Source organism: Burkholderia stabilis, from assembly GCF_001742165.1.
Lineage (GTDB): Bacteria > Pseudomonadota > Gammaproteobacteria > Burkholderiales > Burkholderiaceae > Burkholderia > Burkholderia stabilis.
On sequence record NZ_CP016443.1, the window covers coordinates 2,167,188 to 2,183,385 of the forward strand.

17 protein-coding genes are annotated in these 16,198 nt (G+C 67.4%); 8 read left to right on the top strand and 9 right to left on the bottom strand.

The window, feature by feature from the left end:
• Window positions 1-64: 64 nt before the first annotated feature.
• Window positions 65-586 (bottom strand): cupin domain-containing protein, encoded by a 522-nt coding sequence (locus tag BBJ41_RS27490; RefSeq protein WP_236872150.1) that lies wholly within the window; start codon window positions 584-586, stop codon window positions 65-67.
• Between the two features lie 557 nt (window positions 587-1,143).
• On the opposite strand from BBJ41_RS27490, the gene BBJ41_RS27495 reads away from it, so the two are divergent.
• Both BBJ41_RS27495 and BBJ41_RS27500 read left to right on the top strand, forming a co-directional pair.
• Complete coding sequence (locus BBJ41_RS27495; RefSeq protein ID WP_069749359.1) at window positions 1,144-2,667, top strand: peptide MFS transporter; 1,524 nt, start codon at window positions 1,144-1,146, stop codon at window positions 2,665-2,667.
• Between the two features lie 117 nt (window positions 2,668-2,784).
• Window positions 2,785-2,991, top strand: a complete 207-nt coding sequence (locus BBJ41_RS27500) for a hypothetical protein (RefSeq protein WP_069749360.1) — start codon at window positions 2,785-2,787, stop codon at window positions 2,989-2,991.
• Between the two features lie 46 nt (window positions 2,992-3,037).
• On the opposite strand, the gene BBJ41_RS27505 is transcribed toward BBJ41_RS27500, so the two are convergent.
• The 3 genes from BBJ41_RS27505 to BBJ41_RS27515 all read right to left on the bottom strand — a co-directional run bounded on the left by BBJ41_RS27505 (window position 3,038) and on the right by BBJ41_RS27515 (window position 5,759).
• Window positions 3,038-4,162 (bottom strand): OpgC domain-containing protein, encoded by a 1,125-nt coding sequence (locus BBJ41_RS27505; protein WP_069749361.1) that lies wholly within the window; start codon window positions 4,160-4,162, stop codon window positions 3,038-3,040.
• 385 nt (window positions 4,163-4,547) lie between these two features.
• The gene (gene rarD, locus BBJ41_RS27510; protein ID WP_069749362.1) at window positions 4,548-5,447 is read right to left on the bottom strand and encodes an EamA family transporter RarD; all 900 of its coding nucleotides are present in this window, start codon (window positions 5,445-5,447) and stop codon (window positions 4,548-4,550) included.
• A gap of 15 nt (window positions 5,448-5,462) precedes the next feature.
• Entirely contained in the window at window positions 5,463-5,759 is a 297-nt protein-coding gene (locus tag BBJ41_RS27515; protein ID WP_034187849.1) for an acylphosphatase, read from the bottom strand.
• A gap of 215 nt (window positions 5,760-5,974) precedes the next feature.
• Between BBJ41_RS27515 and hpnA the strand changes: the two genes are divergently transcribed.
• Window positions 5,975-6,982, top strand: a complete 1,008-nt coding sequence (hpnA, locus tag BBJ41_RS27520; RefSeq protein WP_069749363.1) for a hopanoid-associated sugar epimerase — start codon at window positions 5,975-5,977, stop codon at window positions 6,980-6,982.
• A gap of 108 nt (window positions 6,983-7,090) precedes the next feature.
• On the top strand, window positions 7,091-8,473 hold the full coding sequence (locus BBJ41_RS27525; protein WP_069749364.1) for a phage tail protein: 1,383 nt from the start codon (window positions 7,091-7,093) through the stop codon (window positions 8,471-8,473).
• A 124-nt stretch (window positions 8,474-8,597) separates the two neighbouring features.
• Here the strand turns inward: BBJ41_RS27525 and BBJ41_RS27530 are convergent, their stop codons facing one another.
• Window positions 8,598-9,785 carry a glycosyltransferase gene (locus BBJ41_RS27530; protein ID WP_069749365.1) on the bottom strand — a complete coding sequence of 396 codons (1,188 nt, stop codon included), beginning with the start codon at window positions 9,783-9,785 and terminating at the stop codon, window positions 8,598-8,600.
• A 397-nt stretch (window positions 9,786-10,182) separates the two neighbouring features.
• Between BBJ41_RS27530 and ispH the strand changes: the two genes are divergently transcribed.
• Both ispH and hpnH read left to right on the top strand, forming a co-directional pair.
• Window positions 10,183-11,124 (top strand): 4-hydroxy-3-methylbut-2-enyl diphosphate reductase, encoded by a 942-nt coding sequence (gene ispH, locus BBJ41_RS27535; RefSeq protein ID WP_069749366.1) that lies wholly within the window; start codon window positions 10,183-10,185, stop codon window positions 11,122-11,124.
• 12 nt (window positions 11,125-11,136) lie between these two features.
• Window positions 11,137-12,297 carry an adenosyl-hopene transferase HpnH gene (hpnH, locus tag BBJ41_RS27540; protein WP_069749367.1) on the top strand — a complete coding sequence of 387 codons (1,161 nt, stop codon included), beginning with the start codon at window positions 11,137-11,139 and terminating at the stop codon, window positions 12,295-12,297.
• A 215-nt stretch (window positions 12,298-12,512) separates the two neighbouring features.
• On the opposite strand, the gene BBJ41_RS27545 is transcribed toward hpnH, so the two are convergent.
• From BBJ41_RS27545 to BBJ41_RS27555, 3 genes are read right to left on the bottom strand one after another with little or no spacing between them, the layout of a single operon-like run.
• Window positions 12,513-13,001, bottom strand: a complete 489-nt coding sequence (locus BBJ41_RS27545) for a hypothetical protein (RefSeq protein WP_069749368.1) — start codon at window positions 12,999-13,001, stop codon at window positions 12,513-12,515.
• Window positions 12,998-13,210, bottom strand: a complete 213-nt coding sequence (locus BBJ41_RS27550) for a hypothetical protein (RefSeq protein WP_069750401.1) — start codon at window positions 13,208-13,210, stop codon at window positions 12,998-13,000. Before BBJ41_RS27550 ends, BBJ41_RS27545 begins: the two co-directional genes overlap by 4 nt.
• 14 nt (window positions 13,211-13,224) lie before the next feature.
• Entirely contained in the window at window positions 13,225-13,602 is a 378-nt protein-coding gene (locus BBJ41_RS27555) for a hypothetical protein (protein ID WP_069749369.1), read from the bottom strand.
• A 491-nt stretch (window positions 13,603-14,093) separates the two neighbouring features.
• Between BBJ41_RS27555 and BBJ41_RS27560 the strand changes: the two genes are divergently transcribed.
• A complete protein-coding gene (locus BBJ41_RS27560; RefSeq protein WP_069749370.1) occupies window positions 14,094-14,447 on the top strand; it encodes a DOPA 4,5-dioxygenase family protein in 354 nt (117 codons plus the stop codon).
• A gap of 52 nt (window positions 14,448-14,499) precedes the next feature.
• On the opposite strand, the gene BBJ41_RS27565 is transcribed toward BBJ41_RS27560, so the two are convergent.
• Window positions 14,500-14,964: a MarR family winged helix-turn-helix transcriptional regulator gene (locus BBJ41_RS27565; RefSeq protein ID WP_069749371.1), complete on the bottom strand. Its 465-nt coding sequence runs from the start codon at window positions 14,962-14,964 to the stop codon at window positions 14,500-14,502.
• Window positions 14,965-15,121: 157 nt separating this feature from the next.
• Here BBJ41_RS27565 and BBJ41_RS27570 point away from each other — a divergent pair, with 157 nt between their 5' ends.
• On the top strand, window positions 15,122-16,165 hold the full coding sequence (locus tag BBJ41_RS27570) for an FAD-dependent oxidoreductase (protein WP_236872073.1): 1,044 nt from the start codon (window positions 15,122-15,124) through the stop codon (window positions 16,163-16,165).
• Window positions 16,166-16,198: the final 33 nt, after the last annotated feature.

A 16,198-nucleotide genomic window follows, 5' to 3' on the forward strand; every position in this document is an offset into this window, starting at 1 on the left:
CTTAGTATTCCTTACGTTTCTTTCGACAGGTATCCCGTCTCCGAAACGAAGGAATACCTGTGCGTTAGAACAGCCTCGGTGTACCGACCCAGACCACCACCGACTCGATCTTCGCGGTGTTGACCCAGCTGTGCGGGACCGTCGACTGATAGTGCGAACTGTCGCCGGCCTGCAGGACGAACGTCTTGCCTTCCAGCGTCAGCGACACTTCCCCTTCAATCACATACAGGAATTCCTCTCCTGCATGGGTCGTCACCTCCGACCGTTTCTGCCCCGGCGGCATCCGCACGAGGATCGCTTCGAGCTGACGCCCTTCGGATACGTTCGTCAGCCTCGCGAACAGGTTCGCCGAATCGGCAAACCCGAAGAAGCGCAGCTGCTCGCCTCGGCAGACCGAGCGTTCCTCGCTCGGCGTATCCACGAAGTACTGCACCGTCACACCGAGCGCGTGCGCAATACCGGCCAGCGACGTCAGCGACGGCGACGCGAGCCCGCGTTCGACTTGAGACAGAAACGGCTTCGAAATCCCCGCGGCAGTGGCAGTTTCATCGAGCGTGCGCTTGAGTCGTTGGCGCAACGCGCGAATCTTGCTGCCCAGTGCGGCGGCATCTGCAGCCCGCGAGTTTTCAGTGGGGGAACCATAGCAGGCCGAAAAGTGATCGTCAAAAAATGTTTGATGGAAAATAACTAAGTTAGAACGATATAGCTTAGTCTTCGGGTTCTCGCACGTCTTCGGTGTAAAGCCCGGTGCACTAAACAGGGCACGAAGCGAGCGAAACGACGCGCTATCTTGCCAGACTCGCCGGCTTCACAGGCAAGCTGCAAGCGGCTCTCCGGGAATCTGCGGAGGGCCGGCATCAAAGCTTACAAATAGATGATGAGACGAATGTTCCTGAAAGATGCTGCCACATCGGGAGTTTCCCTAGGTGGCGCATACCTGACGCACCGGACCGGCGAACGTTACCATTCGCGCGCCGGTCGAGGTCCCTCCCCGCCTCACCAGGCGGTGTCCGACCCCGGCTCGGGCTAACCAGCCCGACTGTTCCATCGCCAGCGCATGTCCTATCCGGCCCGTTGCGCACCGGCGCCAGTTCGACCCCCAAGACGACGCGTGATCCGTGCCGTCCGTTTCAAACGAGATTGATGATGCATTCACCTGTTTCACAAACCCGATCGTTCACGACGGTCTTCCTCATCGAAATGTGGGAGCGTTTCGGCTACTACGGTATGGCCGCGCTTCTGGTCCTCTTCATGGTCGACCGGCTCGGTTTCACCGACAGCCATGCGAACCTGACCTGGGGTGCGTTCACCGCACTCGTCTATGCGGCGCCGTCGATCGGCGGCTGGATCGGCGACAAGGTGCTCGGCGCCCGCCGCACTATGATCATCGGCGCGTCCGTGCTGTGCGCCGGCTACCTGATGCTCGCGGTGCCGAACGACCACCTGACGTACATGTATGCGTCACTCGGCGTGATCGTCGTCGGCAACGGCCTGTTCAAGGCCAACGCGGCGAACCTCGTGCGCCGCATCTATGAAGGCGACGATGCGCGCATCGACAGCGCGTTCACGATCTATTACATGGCGGTCAACATCGGCTCGACCGTGTCGATGCTCGCGACGCCGTGGATCAAGGATCACTGGGGCTGGCACACCGCGTTCGCGGTCTGCTGCGGCGGCATGCTGCTCGCGATCCTCAACTTCATGCTGATGCATCGCACGCTCGCGCACGTCGGCTCGAAGCCCGATGACGAACCGATCCGCTGGAAGCGCCTCGGCGCGGTGGCCGCGGGCGGCGTCGCGCTGGCGCTGATCACGCTGTACGTGCTGCAGCACAAGCAGCTCGCGGTCGCCAGCGTGTGGGTGGCGGCGTTCGCGATCCTCGCGATCTTCGCGTACATGATCGCGAAGTCGGAGCGCTCGGAGCGCGCGGGCCTGATCGCGGCGCTCGTGCTGATCGGCCAGGTGATCCTGTTCTTCATCTTCTACGTGCAGATGTCGACATCGCTGACGCTGTTCGCGCTGCGCAACGTCGATCCGCGCTTCATCCTGTTCGGCACGACGCTGTTCACGTGGAGCGCCGCGCAGTTCCAGGCGCTGAACCCGATCTGGATCATGATGCTGAGCCCGGTGCTCGTGTGGGTCTACAACGCCGTCGCGAAAAGCGGCCGCGACCTGCCAGTCGCCGCGAAGTACGCGCTCGGCTTCGGCGCGGTCGCCGCGGGCTACCTGGTGTTCACGATCAGCGGCCGCTACGCGGTGGACGGCCGCGTGTCGTCGTGGTTCATGGTGTGGGGCTACGGCCTCTACTCGCTCGGCGAACTGCTGGTGAGCGGCCTCGGCCTCGCGATGATCGCCCGCTACGTGCCGGCGCGCATGAGCGGCTTCATGATGGGCGCGTATTTCGTCGCGACGGGCGTGTCGCAGTATCTCGGCAGCGTCGTCGCGAACTTCGCGCAGATGCCGTCGCACGAACTGCCGGCCACCGAATCGCTGCCGCTCTACCTGTCGCTGTTCGAGAAGCTCGGCTGGCTCGCCGCGATCGGCATGCTGCTCGCGCTGCTGCTGCTGCCGCTGATGAACCGCCTGTCGCGCCAGCATCAGCGCTGCACGGAAGAGCGCCGCGAGGAAGAAGCGCTGCAGGCGCAGGCCGTCGCCGCGGCCCAGTAAGTAATATCCCTCGGCGTGCGGCATGCACGCCACATTCTCCTGTCGGTCGCGCAATCGCGTCCTACACTGGTTGCAGGAAGCGCTTCACTCGAGACGCGCGACAGGCAGGGGAATACGATGAAAAGCAAGACCACGCGGCTCCTGAGAATCCTCTCGGACATCCGGCACGCGCAGCGCTGTACCGCAATGCGCGCCGCCCGGGCCGCAGCCGAAGCCGACGCGGTACTCGCGGAACACGACGATCCGGCAGCGGACGAACGCGACGAAGCCGAATCCGACGACGCAACGACCGTCCCCCGCTCCCGTATCGGCTCACCTCACTGACGCCGCGCGGCACGCTCCGTGCCGCACGCGCCACTTCCCGCACCGCTCACGCGGCCGCGCCGCGCCACCGCGCGATCCACGTTCCCGAACCGGCCACGGCCATCATCAGCCCGAGCGCGCAGGCGTCGGCTGCGAGGCCTACGCCGACGTGCCGCAGATCGGCGCTGTGCGCGACCGGATGCAGCAGCGAATCGATGACGAGCGAAATCGCCGCGCCCGCGACGAAGCAGATCAGCCCGCGCTGGCCGACCGCAACGACCGGCCGCACGCCCTGCGCAATCCGCCCGATCCAGCCGTAGCGCACGCAATCGGCCATCAGCCACGCAACGGCCGCGAAGCTCACGATGCGCGGCAGCGCGAGGTCGCGCTTGAGCACGCCTTCGGGCATCGGCAGCCCCGAGAACAGCTTGTAGCTCGCGCAGCCGAGCACGACCGCGCACGCGATGCCAGTCGCCGCGGCGCCCCAGCGCCCGAGGGCGATGCGCCGGTAGAACGGCTGGCAGCGCGCGAGCACGCCGGCGACGAACATCAGTTGCCACGCGAACGGGTTGAAGCTCCAGCGGAAGCCGTCGGTGTCCAGCAGTTCGGGGCCGAGCCAGCCTGCCGCCAGCCACGACGCGACGCCGAGCGCGACGAGCAGCCACGGATGGCGGCGCGCGAACGGCACGAGCACCGGCGACGCGAGCGCGAACAGCACGTACATCGGCAGCACCGACGCGAGATACGGCTGGCGCTGGAACGTCAGCAGCTCGGCTGCGCCCGTGAGCGGCGATGCGAGCATCACGCTGACGTCGTCGAGCGCGAGGTTCGGCGCATCGATCCCGTAGTGGTCGAGCACCACGGATACGACGAGCATCAGCGTCGACGTCGCGAGAAACGCGCGGTAGATCTGCATCGCACGGCGCACGAAGCGGCGCTGCGCGGCGCGCGCGCCTTGCCGTTCGGCGATCGCGCCGTAGGCGCTCGCGGTCGCGAAGCCGCCGAGAAAGACGAACACTTCGGCCGCGTCGCACAGCGCGAACGCGTGCAGCGTCACGCGCGACAGCACGCTCGCGCCGATGTGATCGACGACGATCATCAACAGCACGATCCCGCGGAAGAAATCGACTTCGATCAGGCGGCCGCTGCGCGGCGGCGCAAGCGTGGCGGAAGGCGGCATGCTCACCGACATGCGCGCACCCGCACGACGATGGCGCGACGAACGCCGGGGCAGGAATCGGGAAAGAGCAGGCGAGCGCGATCAGCGGCGATACGCGTATGCCCGCATCGCGCCGACCCGGCTGGCCAGGCACGGAGATGACCGTTCATGGGAAAACTGCATACGAAGGGAAGTCGGTCAGGCCAGTCTAATGGCCGATCGGGAGAGACCCTAAGTAACAAAGTGCAACCGAATCTTCTGTTCGATTACACGCGCGAGCGCGGCGACATGAAGCCGACAGCGTCGCCAGATTCGCGTCAGCGCGACGCCAGTTTGCGGTCAGTAACGATGCGTTCGAGCGTAGCGCGATGTGCGATGCGCGGCGTGCTCCGTGCCGCCGCCGCACCATGATCGACGCTTATCCGCGCGCGGGCAGACGCCGCATCAGCATCGCGCTGTGCCACGCGGTCAGCGCGACGGCGACCCAGATCGGCCCGTACGTCGCGAGCTTCGCGACGCTCAGCGTCTCGCCGAGCAGCAGCAGCGACACCGCGACGAGCAGCACGGGCTCGACGTAGCCGAGAATGCCGAACAGCGCCATCGGCAGCATCCGGCTCGCTTTCAGGTAGCTCGCGAGCGCGAGCGTGCTGAGCACGCCGAGCCCCGGCAGCAGCAGCGTCCACAGCAGCGGATGGCTGGCGACGCGCGTCGTGCTGGTCGCGACCATCGCGAACGCGATCGGGCACAGCAGCGCGATCTCGACCGCGAACGCGGCCAGCGAATCGGCGTTGATCCGCCGGCGCAGCACGAAATACGGCGGATAACCGAGCGCGACGACGAGCGTCGGCCACGCGAACGCGCGCGTCGCCCACACTTCGTGCGCGACGCCGAGCGCGGCGCACGCAACCGCCGCCCACTGCAGCGGGTCGAGCCGTTCGTGATAGTAGAAGCGGCCGACGAGCACCATCGTCAGCGGCAGCAGGAAATAGCCGAGCGACACCTCGAGCATGCGCCCGTGCAGCGGCGCCCACAGGAACAGCCACAGCTGCACGCCGAGCAGCGCCGCGCTCACCGGCAATGCAATCAGCAAACGCCAGTCGCGCACGCTGCGCCGCGCGAGTTCGACGAGCGCCGGCCAGCGGCCGCGCAGCGCGATCAGCGCGAGCGCGCCCGGCGCGGTCCACAAGACGCGCCACGCGAAGATGTCGAGCCCCGTGAGCGGCGCGAGCAGTTTCGCGTAAGCCGACATCAGCGCGAACAGCGTCGACGCCATCACCGACAACATGAGGCCGCGCCCGGCTTCCGGATACCCCGTCATAGGATTCGCGCCGCCTTACTGCTGCTGGAAGCGCTCGAAGCGCCGTTCGGTCCGGCGTTCCTCGAACGTCACCTCGGTCACGCGCGCGGCCGGCGGCCCGTGGCGCAGCCACGCGAGCATCCGGTCGATCTGCGCGCCGGGGCCCTGGATCATCGCTTCGACGCTGCCGTCCTCGAGATTCGCGACCCAGCCGCGCAGCTTCAGCGCATGCGCCTCGCGCACCGTCGCATGACGGAAACCGACGCCCTGCACGACGCCGCGCACCCGCACGTAGTAGGTCTCGATCCGTTCGTCCAGTTCATTTCGGCTCATCGCGTCGCCCTCCCGTTGCATTCAAGCCCGGCATTGTAGTCGCGTCGGCCGCTTCGCACACGTGTCCGGCGGGCCGGCCGCGCGCGGCCGGAGAAGCACGGCCAGCCGGGCGCACCGGCATTGCGCGGGCGTTGCGTCGTCGCGCGCGCCGACCACGTACAATCTCGCCGACGCTCAACCGCCGCGCCACTCGCGCGCGGCCCCGAAGGAAAGGCATGACTGATACCTCCCGCGATCTCGTTCTCGTCACCGGCGCGTCCGGTTTCGTCGGCTCGGCCGTCGCGCGCATCGCGCAGCAGAAAGGCTATGCGGTGCGCGTGCTCGTGCGCCCGACCAGCCCGCGCACGAACGTCGCGGATCTCGACGCCGAGATCGTCACCGGCGACATGCGCGACGAAGCGTCGATGCGCGCCGCGCTGCGCGGCGTGCGCTACCTGCTGCACGTGGCGGCCGACTACCGGCTGTGGGCGCCCGATCCCGACGAGATCGAGCGCGCGAACCTCGAAGGCGCGGTCGCGACGATGCGCGCGGCGCGCGCCGAAGGCGTCGAGCGGATCGTCTACACGAGCAGCGTCGCGACGCTGAAGGTGACGAGCGCGGGCGACCCGTCCGACGAAAACCGGCCGCTCACGGCCGAGCAGGCGATCGGCGTCTACAAGCGCAGCAAGGTGCTCGCGGAGCGCGCGGTCGAGCGGATGATCGCCGACGAAGGGCTGCCGGCCGTGATCGTCAATCCGTCGACGCCGATCGGCCCGCGCGACGTGAAGCCGACGCCGACCGGCCGCATCATCGTCGAAGCCGCGCTCGGCAAGATTCCCGCATTCGTCGACACGGGGCTGAACCTCGTGCACGTCGACGACGTCGCGCACGGCCACTTCCTCGCGCTCGAGCGCGGCCGGATCGGCGAGCGCTACATCCTCGGCGGCGAGAACCTGCCGCTGCAGCAGATGCTCGCCGACATCGCGCAGATGACGGGCCGCAAGCCGCCGACGATCGCGCTGCCGCGCTGGCCGCTCTACCCGCTCGCGGTTGGCGCGGAAGCGGTCGCGAAGTTCACGAAGAAGGAGCCGTTCGTCACCGTGGACGGGCTGCGGATGTCGAAGAACAAGATGTATTTCACGTCCGCGAAAGCCGAGCGCGAGCTCGGCTACCGCGCGCGCCCGTACCGCGAAGGGCTGCGCGATGCGCTCGACTGGTTCGGCTCGGCAGGCTACCTGAAGTAACACAAAGCGGCGCGCCTCGCGCCGCTTTGCGCACTTTGTTACACGTCCCGCGCGGACCGGCACCGGCGCAGCGGGTAAAATCGCGGGTCTTACGCAAAGAAGACACGCATGAACCTGAACGATCAGATCGATTCGCTCAACACGGGCGTCGATCAGCTCCTCCACGATCACCACGCCGCGCAGCAGGCAGCGCGTAGCGCGGAAGCCTTCGCGCGCGCCGCAGCGGCGGAAGCCCAGGCCGCCGCGCAACGTCACGACGCCGCGGAAGCGGAAGCGCAGGCCGCCGCGCAGCGCCACGCAGCGGCGGCAGCCGACGCCGAAGCCGCGCAGCAGCGCCACGCCGATGCGACCGCCGCGGCCGACAGCGCCGCCCAACGTCATACGGATGCCGCCGCGCAAGCCGAAGCCGCCGTGCAGCGCCATGCGGAAGCCACCGCGCTGACCGAAGCGCTCGCGCAACGTCATGCGGATGCCGAAGCCGCATCGCAGCGTCACGCAGCCGCGATCGCCGAAGCAGAGGCCGCCGCGCAGCGTCATCACGCCGCCGCGACCGAAGCCGATGCGGCTGCGCAGCGCCATGCGGCAGCGACCATCGAAGCCGAGGCAGCCGCGAAGCGTCATGCGCAAGCGACCGCCGAAGCGGAAGCCGCCGCACAACGCTACACGGCTGCGATCGCCGAGGCCGAAGCGCTCGCGCAACGTCACACGGCCGCGATCGCCGAGACGCAAGCCGTCGCGCAGCGTCATGCCGACGCGACCGCGGAAGCCGAAGCCGTCACGCAACGCCACGCCGACGCGATCGCGCAGGCCGAAGCAGCCGCGCAACGCCATGCGGCAGCGACCGCCGAGGCCGAAGCCGTCGCGCAACGTCATGCCGAAGCGATCGCACAAGCCGAAGCGGCCGCGCAGCACCACGCGAAGGCGATCGCCGACGCCGAGGCGCTGGTCGAGGCCGTCGTGAAGGAAGCCGCGACGACCGCAGCGACCGCCACGGCCGTTGCCGCCGAAGTCGTCGAACCGACACCGGCGGACACGCCGATGGCGGAACCGGCTGTGAACGCAGCCGCGCCGGCTGCGGCCGATGCGGCTGCCGACGCCGGCACCGCGATCGTCGCGACGGCGCCAGCCGAAGCCGCGACGGAAACCGAAGCCGCCGCCCCGGCCGACAAATCGGCGCTGCACGTGGCGCGTCCGTCGCAGAACGAGATCACGCTGACCGTGAACGGCGAATCGATCACGCTGAATCCCGACCAGCTCGGCCAGTTGATCGAGGAACTGGCGCATGCGCGCGCGTCGATGCAGCCGGAACCGCCGCAAGGCATCCCGCCCGGCTGGCGTTTCGTGTCGACGAAGAACCCGATGATGGCCGTGCAGAAGCAGACGAACGGCGACCGCCTGCTGGTCGCCCGCCACACCGGCTACGGCTGGGTGCCGTTCACGCTCTCGCCGGACGTCGTGGTGCAGATGTACATGATGCTGACCCAGCGGTAAGCACGAACGAACGCCGCCGCCGAAAACGACACAGCCCGACCGGCTCACGCCGATCGGGCTGTTTGTTTTCCGGCCGCCGGAAGGGCCGCGTCGAGCGGGCGCGACCGGCGCCCGCGCGAACCGCTCAGCGATCCACCGGCGCCTGCACGCGCGCCTTCCACTGGCCGCCCTTGCCGCGCCAGTAACGCCATGCGGACGCGAACGTCGCGCCCACATAGAACAGCGCGACGAGCGGCAGCGCGGGCGCCCACAGCGGCGAGCGCCGGTAGTAGCGCAGCATCGGCGCATAGGCGGCGCACATCGACGCCCACGCGAGCCACGCCGGCCACGCGCGCGCGCCGTACGCGAGCGCCGCGACGGGCGGCACGAGGTAGATGATCGCCATCCCGAGCAGCGTGCCGGCCAGCAGCAGCGGCGAGTAATGCAGTTGCGTGAACGCGGTGCGCGCGATCATGTTCCAGATGTCGCGCCAGCTGTCGTACGGACGCAGCGACACGCTGCGATCGGCCAGATCGAGCCGGATCGGATGACGGCCGCTGCCGCGGTGCTTGATCTGCGCGGCGAGGCTGCAATCGTCGATCAGCGCGCCGCGGATCGACTCGATGCCGCCCGCTTCCTCGAGCGCCGTGCGCTTCACGAGCATGCAGCCGCCCGCGGCGCCGGCCGTCCGGTTGCGCGGGTTGTTGATCCACGAGAACGGATAGAGCTTCGCGAAGAAGAACACGAACGCCGGGATCAGCGCCTTTTCCCAGAACGAATCGCAGCGCAGCCGCACCATCAGCGACACCAGATCGCGGTTCTCGGCCTGCGCGCGCGTGACGAGCTGCGCGACGGCGTCGGGCGGATGCCCGATGTCGGCATCCGTCAGCAGCAGGTAGTCGGCCGGCAGGCCGAGCGTCTGCACCGCGGCGATGCCCTGCGACTGCGCCCACACCTTGCCCGACCAGCCGGCCGGCAGCGGCTTCGCGGTCAGCACCGTCAAGCGGTCGGCGCGGTTGATCGCGAGCGCGGCCGCGCGGGCCGCGTCGGCGGTGCCGTCTTCACTGTGGTCGTCGACAATGATCAGATGAAAATCGCCCGGATAATCCTGCTCGAGCAGCGAAGTCGCCGCGCGGGCGATCACGTCGGCCTCGTTGCGCGCCGGCACGACCGCGACGACGGCCGGCCAGCCGGCCTCGGCCGCGGCGCCGCGCGCCTCGGGCGGCAGCGGCCGCGCGGGCGTCGCGCGCCAGAAGCCGCCGCGCGCGACGAGCAGCACGATCCAGATCATCAGCGACAGACCGGACACCAGGAAAGCGAGCACCAGCATCATTGGCACGCCTCCTGCCGGGCGCCGGCATTTTCAAACGGGGTCAGGAACAAAACGCCCGATACCGCGCGGGCGGGCGGGCAATACGCGTAAGAATCGACGGTCATCGAATGGCCTTGAAATGAGCGCGACGCCGGGCAGCCGGAGCGGCTGCCCGCGAAACCGCGTAGTTTACTGGGTTCCGCGCGCGCCAGCGCCGACGCGGTTCTCCCCTGAATGCAACACGGCAGACACAGCACCGAAGCAAGGACTTCCCGATAGGGTTAAAATGCGCGATTAATTCGGGGTTCCGGGGCCTGGCGTGGCCGGTTCGTTCCTGCCTTCATAACTTCAAGCCGGGGCGATCGAGCTGGTGCCAGCTCTTCGAACCCCGGCGTCTGTCGTCGGAGTTCGCTCACCTATGCGAGTCATCCTTGCCCAGCCCCGCGGCTTTTGTGCGGGGGTTGTCCGTGCGATCGAGATCGTCGATCGCGCGCTGCAACAGCACGGCGCGCCGGTCTATGTGCGTCATGAGATCGTTCATAACCGGCATGTCGTTGAAAACCTGCGTAATAAAGGGGCGCGATTCGTTGAGGAGCTCGACGAGGTGCCGCACGGCGCTGTCGCGATCTTCAGCGCGCACGGTGTCGCCCAGACGGTCGAGCGCGACGCGGAAACGCGCGGGCTCGACGTGCTCGACGCGACCTGTCCGCTCGTCACGAAAGTGCACGTGCAGGGCCGTCAGTATGTCGGCGCGGGCCGCCGGCTGATCCTGATCGGCCATGCGGGCCACCCGGAAGTCGAGGGCACGATCGGCCAGATTCCGGCCGAAGTGATCCTCGTGCAGAGCGAAGCCGAAGTCGATACGCTGACGCTGCCCGTCGACACGCCGGTTGCGTACATCACGCAAACGACGCTGTCGGTCGACGACACGCGCGGCATCATCGAAGCGCTGCAGCGCCGGTTCACCGACATCGTCGGCCCGGACACGCGCGACATCTGCTACGCGACGCAAAATCGCCAGGCCGCCGTGCGCGAACTGAGCGAACAGGTTGATGTGCTGCTCGTCGTCGGCGCGACGAACAGCTCGAACTCGAACCGCCTGCGCGAGATCGGCACCGAAAGCGGCGTGCCGAGCTATCTCGTCGCCGACGGCTCGGAAGTAAAGGCCGAATGGTTCGCGGGCGTGCAGACGGTCGGCCTGACCGCCGGCGCGTCGGCACCCGAAGAAATGGTCGAGGATGTAATCGGCGCATTGCGCGCCCTGGGACCCGTCGATGTCGTCACGATGGCGGGCCGTGAGGAAAAAGTCGAATTCAAGCTGCCGGCGAAGCTCACGCAAGCTGTCGCCCGCGAAGTTTAAGGAGGACATCTCTTGTCTATTCCGCTGCTCCAGCAAGTCCGTGTCGGCGCTTATATCGTGCGCCAGCACCTGTCCGGCAACAAACGCTATCCGCTCGCGCTGATGCTCGAGCCGCTGTTCCGCTGCAACCTCGCGTGCAACGGCTGCGGCAAGATCGATTATCCGGACCCGATCCTGAACCAGCGTCTGTCCGTCGAGGAATGCCTGCAGGCCGTCGACGAGTGCGGCGCGCCCGTCGTGTCGATCGCCGGCGGCGAACCGCTCCTCCACAAGGAGATGCCGGAAATCGTCAAGGGCATCATGAAGCGCAAGAAGTTCGTGTACCTGTGCACGAACGCGCTGCTGATGGAAAAGAAGATGGACGACTACGAGCCGAGCCCGTATTTCGTCTGGTCGGTCCACCTCGACGGCGACAAGGAAGCACACGATCACTCGGTGTCGCAGGAAGGCGTGTACGACAAGGCCGTCGCGGCAATCAAGGAAGCGAAGCGCCGCGGCTTCCGCGTGAACATCAACTGCACGCTGTTCAACGATGCAGTGCCGGAGCGCGTCGCGAAGTTCTTCGACACGCTGGGCCCGATCGGTGTCGACGGCATCACGGTGTCGCCGGGCTACGCATATGAGCGCGCGCCGGATCAGCAGCACTTCCTGAACCGCGACAAGACGAAGAACCTGTTCCGCGAAATCCTGAAGCGCGGCGAAGGCGGCAAGCGCTGGTCGTTCAGCCAGTCGTCGCTGTTCCTCGACTTCCTGGCCGGCAACCAGACGTACAAGTGCACGCCGTGGGGCAACCCGGCGCGTACGGTGTTCGGCTGGCAGAAGCCGTGCTACCTGGTCGGCGAAGGTTACGTGAAGACCTTCAAGGAACTGATGGAAACGACCGAGTGGGACAACTACGGTGTCGGCAACTACGAGAAGTGCGCGGACTGCATGGTCCACTGCGGCTTCGAGGCCACGGCCGTGATGGACACGATCTCGAACCCGCTGAAGGCGCTGCGCGTGAGCCGGAAGGGCATCAAGACCGACGGTCCGTTCGCACCGGATATCTCGATCGCGAAGCAGCGTCCGGCCGAGTACGTGTTCTCGCGCCACGTCGAGATCAAGCTCGAGGAAATCCAGCGCGCCGGCAAGGGCAAGCTGCAGAAGCCGGCAAAGCCGGCAACGGCGGCGTAAGCGCGTTTCGCCGAGCGGGGGCCGCGCCTCCGCTCGAGCGGGCATGAATAAAGCGCCACGGAGTTCGCTCCGTGGCGCTTTTGTTTTGGGCCGCTGGAATTCCGCACCGCGTTGCCGCGGCAGCCGCGCGATCGCCGGCGTCGTGCGATTGCATCGGCCGCGCCGGTGCAGCCGGCCCTGTCTCCGCCATCCTCCCTGCGAAACGGTTGCCGATGCTACGCGGCCATCGCTTGCGCTGCGTGCGCGCGCATCTTCTCCGCCGCGCTCTCGACGAGCGCCGGCTGGCCGCTCGACGCGAACGTGCAGACGTGGCGCCACAGCTCCGCGAGCCGATGCCGCGTAAGCGTCGCGACGCAGGTGTCGTGCGCCGCGAGCAGGCGTTCGAGCACCGCACATTCGTCGTCGTTCAGCGTCCACGCGCCGCCTTCCGCTGCACGCGCGACGCTCGCATTGAGCGCACGCTCCGCGTCGACGCACAGATCGATGCCGGCCTCCGCGCACACCCCATCGTCGAGCGCCAGGAACACCAGATAGACGCTCGTGCGCAACCGCATCAGCAGCGCTTCGCTGCCGTGCTCGCCGCGCAGCGCGACGAGCGCCATGTGGCATTTCAGCGAGATGTCGCGCACATGCACGGGCGGCAGCGGCAGCAGCCACTCGCGGGTCAGCGGCGTGTGGCGACGGGTTTTCCGTGGGGCTTTCATGATTCGCGCTCGCTTGCGGGCGCATCGCCCGCCGCAAAATCGGGCCACGCGATGCGGCACGCGACGGCGCCACGGCCCGCACTGCGGTGATCGTTCGCACGACGCCACGCGTCGTGCACATCGTTGCGTCGCGGCGCCGATCGCCTATCCGGCAGCCGGCGCGGCGCCGACGCGCGCACGACGTCGGCGAGCCGGATCTGGCAAGTCATGCTCGTCTCCCGCATCAGAACGTGTTCTCGCCCTTCAGGTAGTACGCGGTCTTCACGAAGAACGCCTTGACCGGATGGCCGGCCTGCGCGTCGCGCGCGGCGCGCGCTTCCATCGCGGCGTGTTCTTCGCGCCACCGGTCCGGCACCGGATTGCGCACACGGTCGAGCGCACGCTGCATCGCGAGCGGGTAGTTCTGGTTGCCGGCCGTCGTCGCGCGATAGCCGGCACGCGTCATCTGCATCAGTTGCGCGTCGGTTTCGGCGCGCGCCGCCGACCAGCTCAGTCGCGCAACATTCGGCGCCCCGTCGGGGCCGGCCGACTGCGCAAAGCTGACGGCGGGCAATGCAACGAGTGCGCAGGAAAGAAAAGCAACGGGAACGAGGGATCGCATAGTGGCCTCCAGATGGTTGTCCCCGCATCGATCGTGATCGTCGATGCGTTGAAACCATCGTATGTCGCGTCGCATTCCGCTTGAATAGCCGAATCCGCAATTGATATTTTCGGCTTTGAAATCCGGCGTACAAGCAGCGTCATTCGCCAATCCCGCCGAACCGGAATTTCTTTATTTCATTCAACTACCTGATCGCATTTTTGCCGGTGATCCGAAGCGGTGCACGCACCGCTTTTTCAATTTCTGAAATGGCGTGTTGCCTGTGCGATGCCGGCCAATGCACGTGCCGGCAGGGCTTCCTGCGTGATATCGCGCATGCGGATACCACGGGAAAGGGTTTCATCGGATAAAACGGTTCTTCTGATACAGGACAAATCATCCGCACCGGATTGCCGGATCGTGACACGGCGCACTCGGCGAGGACGCGCGATAATCACTCATCGGCCGTTTCGCACGGCGCTCATGCATTCCCTCTTTCATCGAGTCCATCCATGGCTGCCCTCGACCCCACCGCCATCGACAGTTGGCACGCACACGTCTATTTCGACGCGGACAGCCGCGACGCGGCCTGGGCGTTTCGCCAGATCGTCGACGAGCGGTTCGGCGCGATCATCGAACTCGGCCGCTTTCACGAACGCCCGGTCGGCCCGCATCCGGCGTGGTCGTACCAGATCGCGTTCGACGCCGCGCGATTCGACGAAATCGTGCCGTGGCTCGTGCTGAACCACGGCGCGCTCGACATCTTCCTGCATCCGAATACGCGCGACGAGCTGCGCGACCATCGCGATTGCGCGGTGTGGATCGGCAAGTCGTATGCGCTGAATCTCGACGCGCTGGCCGGATAACCACCGGCGAGAAGCCGCCCTCGGCGGCGGCGAGGCACGCCGCCGCGCGTGCTCACCCGATGTCGCTCACCCGGTCGAGGCCGGTCATCCGTTCGAGATTCGCGTTCACGCGGCCGAGCAACGCCGCGAGTTGATCGCGTTCCGCATCGCTCAACCCCGCGAGCGCCTGCTCGCTCGCATCGTCCATCACGACCCGGCACCGGGCGAGCCCCTTCGCCGCCGAGTCGGTCAGCGAGATCAGCCGGCTGCGCCCGTCGTGCGGATCGGGCACCCGCAGCACGAGACCGTCGCGCTCCATCCGGTTCAGCAACTGCGCCATGCTCGGCTGCTCCACTTGCGCGCGCCGCGCGAGCTCCGTCTGGGACAGCGCGCCCGCCTTCTTCAACGACACCAGCACCGGCACCTGGCTCATCGCGAATCCCAGCTCGCGCAGCGGCCGGTCGACCACGCGCGCAAACAGCCGGTATGTGAAGCCGATCAGCGGTAAAGGGTTCGTTTTCGTCTCAGGATTGCTCATGTTGACATTCCATAGGAGGCTATGTTTTTATATAGGCACCTATGTTAACAGACTGCGAGCGAACCATGAATACGCGCTTCCGTGTTGCCATCGTCGGGGCGGGCCGGGTGGCCTCACGCTCGCCCGCCTGCTGACCCGCGGCGGAATCGAGGCAATCGTGTACGAACGTGACGCCCATCCGCTCGAGCGCCCGCAGGGCGGCACGCTGGACCTGCACGAGGAGTCGGGCCTGCTGGCGCTCGAGCAGGCCGGCCTGACCGACGCATTCCTGGCCGTCGCGCGCTACGAGGATCAGGGCTCGCGCCTGCTCGATCGTACGGGCCGCGTGCTGTTCGACGACGACGGCGACGGCGGCAACCGGCCCGAGGTCGACCGGACCGCGTTGCGCGCGCTGCTGCTCGACGCATTGCCGGCGGGTTGTGTGCAATGGGGCCGCACCATGCGCGACGTCCGCCTGCTGCCCGACGGGCGCGCGATGCTCACGTTCGAGCACGGCACGGAAGGCCCGTTCGATCTCGTGGTCGGCGCCGACGGCGCAGGGTCGCGCATTCGTCCGCTGCTGTCGCCGTATCAGCCGCAATACAGCGGCCTCACGTTCGTCGAATTCGGCATCGACGACATCGACCGGCGGCATCCGGCGCTGTCGCAACTCGTCGGCCGCGGCAAGGTCGGCGTACACGGGGACGGCAAGGCGATCATCGCGCAGCGCAACGGGCACGCGCACGTGCGCGGCTATGCGATCTTTCGTGTACCGCGCGACTGGGTCGCGCGGCGTTTCGACTTCGCGTCGCCCGATGCGATGCGCGCCGCGCTGGTCGCCGAATTCGATGGCTTCGCCGACGCCATCCGCGACCTGTTCCGCGCGAGCGGCGACCGGTTCGCCGAGCGGCCGATCGTCGCGCTGCCGGTCGGTCACTGCTGGGCGCATCGGCGCGGCGTCACGCTGATCGGCGACGCCGCGCACGTGATGTCGCCGTTCGGCGGCGAAGGCGTGAACAACGCGATGCTGGACGCGGCCGAACTCGCGGCCGGCCTCGTCGCACAGGCCGACCGGGACGCGGCTGTCGCCGCGTTCGAGCGACAGATGTTCGCGCGCGTGACCGAATCGGCACACGAAGCCGCCGAGGCTACCGCGACCCAGTTGTCGCACGATGCGCAGGCGCTGTCCCTCGCGCGATATCGCAGCCTGCACGCGGCATGAGCGGCACGCGCACCCACATCCACGTTTCGGGCC